This window comes from Nocardia asiatica NBRC 100129 (assembly GCF_000308415.1).
GTDB classification, from domain to species: Bacteria; Actinomycetota; Actinomycetes; order Mycobacteriales; family Mycobacteriaceae; genus Nocardia; species Nocardia asiatica.
In genome coordinates this window covers 1-3,208 of record NZ_BAFS01000375.1, presented here as the reverse complement: position 1 = coordinate 3,208, position 3,208 = coordinate 1, and the positions used below count along the sequence as shown (strand labels likewise).

At 63.0% G+C, this 3,208-nt stretch carries 2 protein-coding genes and 1 pseudogene; 2 read left to right on the top strand and 1 reads right to left on the bottom strand.

The window, feature by feature from the left end; genetic code table 11:
- Positions 1–238, bottom strand: a pseudogene (locus ON27_RS41670) (IS30 family transposase); the annotation flags it as partial.
- A gap of 113 nt (positions 239–351) precedes the next feature.
- Here ON27_RS41670 and ON27_RS29590 point away from each other — a divergent pair.
- On the top strand, positions 352–738 hold the full coding sequence (locus tag ON27_RS29590; RefSeq protein WP_157227394.1) for a N,N-dimethylformamidase alpha subunit family protein: 387 nt from the start codon (positions 352–354) through the stop codon (positions 736–738).
- Between the two features lie 3 nt (positions 739–741).
- Positions 742–3,048, top strand: coding sequence for a N,N-dimethylformamidase beta subunit family domain-containing protein (locus ON27_RS29585; RefSeq protein WP_043734973.1), 2,307 nt, complete (start codon positions 742–744; stop codon positions 3,046–3,048).
- The last annotated feature ends 160 nt before the right edge of the window (positions 3,049–3,208 follow it).

Genomic DNA, 3,208 nt, shown 5'->3' with positions numbered 1-3,208 from the left:
GCCGGCCCGAAACAGACTGAGGCAAACGCGGATTCACGCCGCCAGCATGCCGGAACCATCGAAACCCGACCGGCGAGGACACCCCCGCTTCCACCGCCGCGTCCTCGGTCATCACCCCGCGCGCGATCGCCGCCCAGAACCGCACCCGATCCTCACGCCAGGCCACCGTCGGCCGACCCGGCGACGGAATCTGGCCCCGGTACTCACGAACCCGCTTCTGCTGCGGACCAATTCCCACCTCGACACCTCCACGGTCGAGGTGTTGCAACGATCAGTTGAATCCGGCATAGCATCCCCGATCACGCCGATCCGGACCGGATCGGATACCAGCCCAATGATCTGGAGATCGAAATGACCTTGCCTACTTTGACCCAGCAGTACGAGAGAGAGGCGGTCGCCTTTCGACAGGTGGAGGACTACATCCTCGACCACGAGGTCAGACCGCGCATTACCGGTGCCATCATCGAGGAGCATCGCCGGCGGCCTGTCGGAAAGCATTCGGATGATCTCGAACGCGTCCTGATCTACCTCCGCAAACACCATTTGAGCATGGTCGGCAAATATATCCTCGTCTGCACAGTACCCCATCAGGAGTGGCGCATCGCCGAAATTACCGGTGAGCCACACCAGCCGCCGCGTCTGCTCGATGACACATATTCCAATCGTTTCGAGGCCGAGCACGGACTCTTCGTCAAGCGGCTGAGCGACAACGGCCTGCTCAATGGAATCGAGGCGTGACCGATGAAGGTACTCGGCTACTCCAAGCAACTGTCCGCCCGTCCAGGGGAGCAGATCGACTTCGCTGTCAGCTGTGAAACCCCCACCTATCACGCCGACATCGTCAAGCTCATCCACGGCGACACGAACCCGGATGGCCCGGGGGAGAAGATCGAGCCGGTGGCCACGCATGTCGACGCCGATTTCCCCGGCCGGATCCAGCGAGTGCACAGCGGATCACACGTGGTAGTCCCGCACCACCGCCGACTCGATCTGACCATCGAGTGGACCGTGCAGACACTGGTATTCCCGACCACTCCCGAGCGTGGCGTCCAAGGCCTGATCACCAAGTGGGACGGTACCTCCGATGCCGGTGTTGGACTGTTCATCGGTGAGGACGGCTCAACCCAGCTGTGGGTGGGCAACGGCGCGGGGAACACGCAGCGGCTCAGTGCCGGGGCACCGCTGATCTCCGGCCTGTGGTACTTGGTCACCGGCTCGCGTGCAGCCGACGGCACGCTCACAGTTTCCCAGGTACCTGTCGTCACGCCGACCAATAGCCGCTTCGCGGTGGCCTCCTCGTTCGCCTCGACCACCGCGGTCGTGAGTCAGAACAGCTCGCTGGTTCCGGCCTCCACCGATGCGCCCTTGGTTCTCGCCGGACAGGTGGATCACGTCACCGACACCGGTCGGATCATCGTGGGGAACCACTTCAACGGAAAACTCGATCGCCCCCGAGTGCACGCGATCGCTCTATCTCCTTCCGATGCCGAAGGTCAGATCGAGAACCCGCGAGGCCCGTCCCTAATCGCTGCGTGGAACTTCGACGCCGAGATCACGCCGGCGGGCATCAAACAGCCACGCCGAATCACCGACGTGTCGCGCCACAGCCTGCACGGAACAGCAGTCAACATGCCTACCAGGGCGGTGACCGGCTACAACTGGCAGGCGAAGGAACAGAACTTCATCCACGCGCCTTCCGAATACGGCGCTATCCACTTCCACGACGACGACCTCGCGGACGCGGAATGGGAGATCGACTTCACCCTCACCGTCCCCGAAGGTCTGCCGTCCGGTCTGTACGCCGCCCGGCTCGTCGCCGACAACGACGTGGATTACGTCCCGTTCTATGTCAAAGCCGCGGTGGGAAGCGAGAAGAAGATCTGTTTTCTGGCGCCCACGGCCAGCTACATGGCGTACGCGAACGACCACGTGAGTCTCTCGGCTCCGCTCGCACAGCTGTTCGTCGCCAGGACTCCCGTCCTCGAACAGAACAACATCGTGCTCAGCGAGCACCGCGAGTTCGGCCTGTCCACCTACGATCAGCACACCGACGGATCCGGTGTCGCGTACTCCACTCGGCAGCGACCGATTCTCAACATGCGGCCTGGCTTTCGGCACTGGCTGTCACCGTCACTGTGGCAGTTCAACGCCGACTTGCACCTGATCGACTGGCTGACCGAACTGGGTTATGAGTTCGATGTCCTCACTGACGAAGATCTCCAACTTCAGGGCGTGGACGCGATCGCCCCCTATCGCGTCGTGCTCACCGGTTCGCATCCCGAGTACTACTCGGAACAGATGCTCGATGCGATCCACGAGTACACCGCCGAGGGCGGCCGGTTGATGTATCTCGGTGCCAACGGCTTCTACTGGGTGATCAACTTCGATCCCGAGGATCCGAGCGTGATCGAGGTCCGCAAGGGCAACGGCTCGAACGCCTGGAAGTGCAAGCCGGGCGAGTACCACCTGTCCTTCACCGGCGAGTACGGCACCCTCTGGCGGCATCGCGGCCGGGCACCGCAGCGTCTGGTCGGGGTCGGCTTCGGTTCGGAAGGATTCGATGTCTCCTCGTACTTCCGCCGCGTCGCCGACGGACTCGGCGGCGCTGCGGACTGGATGTTCGACGGAATCGGCCGCCACGAACGCATCGGCGACTTCGGACTGGTGGGCGACGGCGCCGCCGGACTGGAACTAGACATCTACGACGCCTCGCTGGGAACACCGCCCGAAACGGTCATCGGCGCGACGTCGGAGGGACACACCGACGTCTACCTCGAAGTCGCCGAGGAACTGTACTTCAACGTTCCCGGTACCGGCGGGACGCAAAACGGTCGGGTCCGTGGTGACATTACGTATTTCCCGACCCAGGGCGGCGGAGGTGTCTGGTCCTGCAGCTCGATCGCGTACTGCGGTTCGTTGTCGCACAACAATTACGACAACAATGTCTCCCGGCTGACGCGCAATGTTCTCGACCGGTTCCTGGAGGACGGCCCCGCACCAGCGGGCGCGTCCGAAGCCCAAGACCCGACGACCAACTCCGCCTCCTAGCGGACCGCCAATCGGTTGTGGCGCCGGCAACGCGGCGCCACAACCATTTCACGAAAGCGTTCCCGAAAATGCTCCCCGTTTTTCTCCTGTTCGTCGGCGCGAGCCTGTTCGTCAACGGAATCTGGATGTGGCGTTCCACCGCATCCGGCTCCTCGATTCA

Coding starts and splice junctions, on each gene's coding strand:
- ON27_RS29590 (WP_157227394.1), top strand. CDS start 352: ATGACCTTGCCTACTTTGACCCAGCAGTACGAGAGAGAGGCGGTCGCC.
- ON27_RS29585 (WP_043734973.1), top strand. CDS start 742: ATGAAGGTACTCGGCTACTCCAAGCAACTGTCCGCCCGTCCAGGGGAG.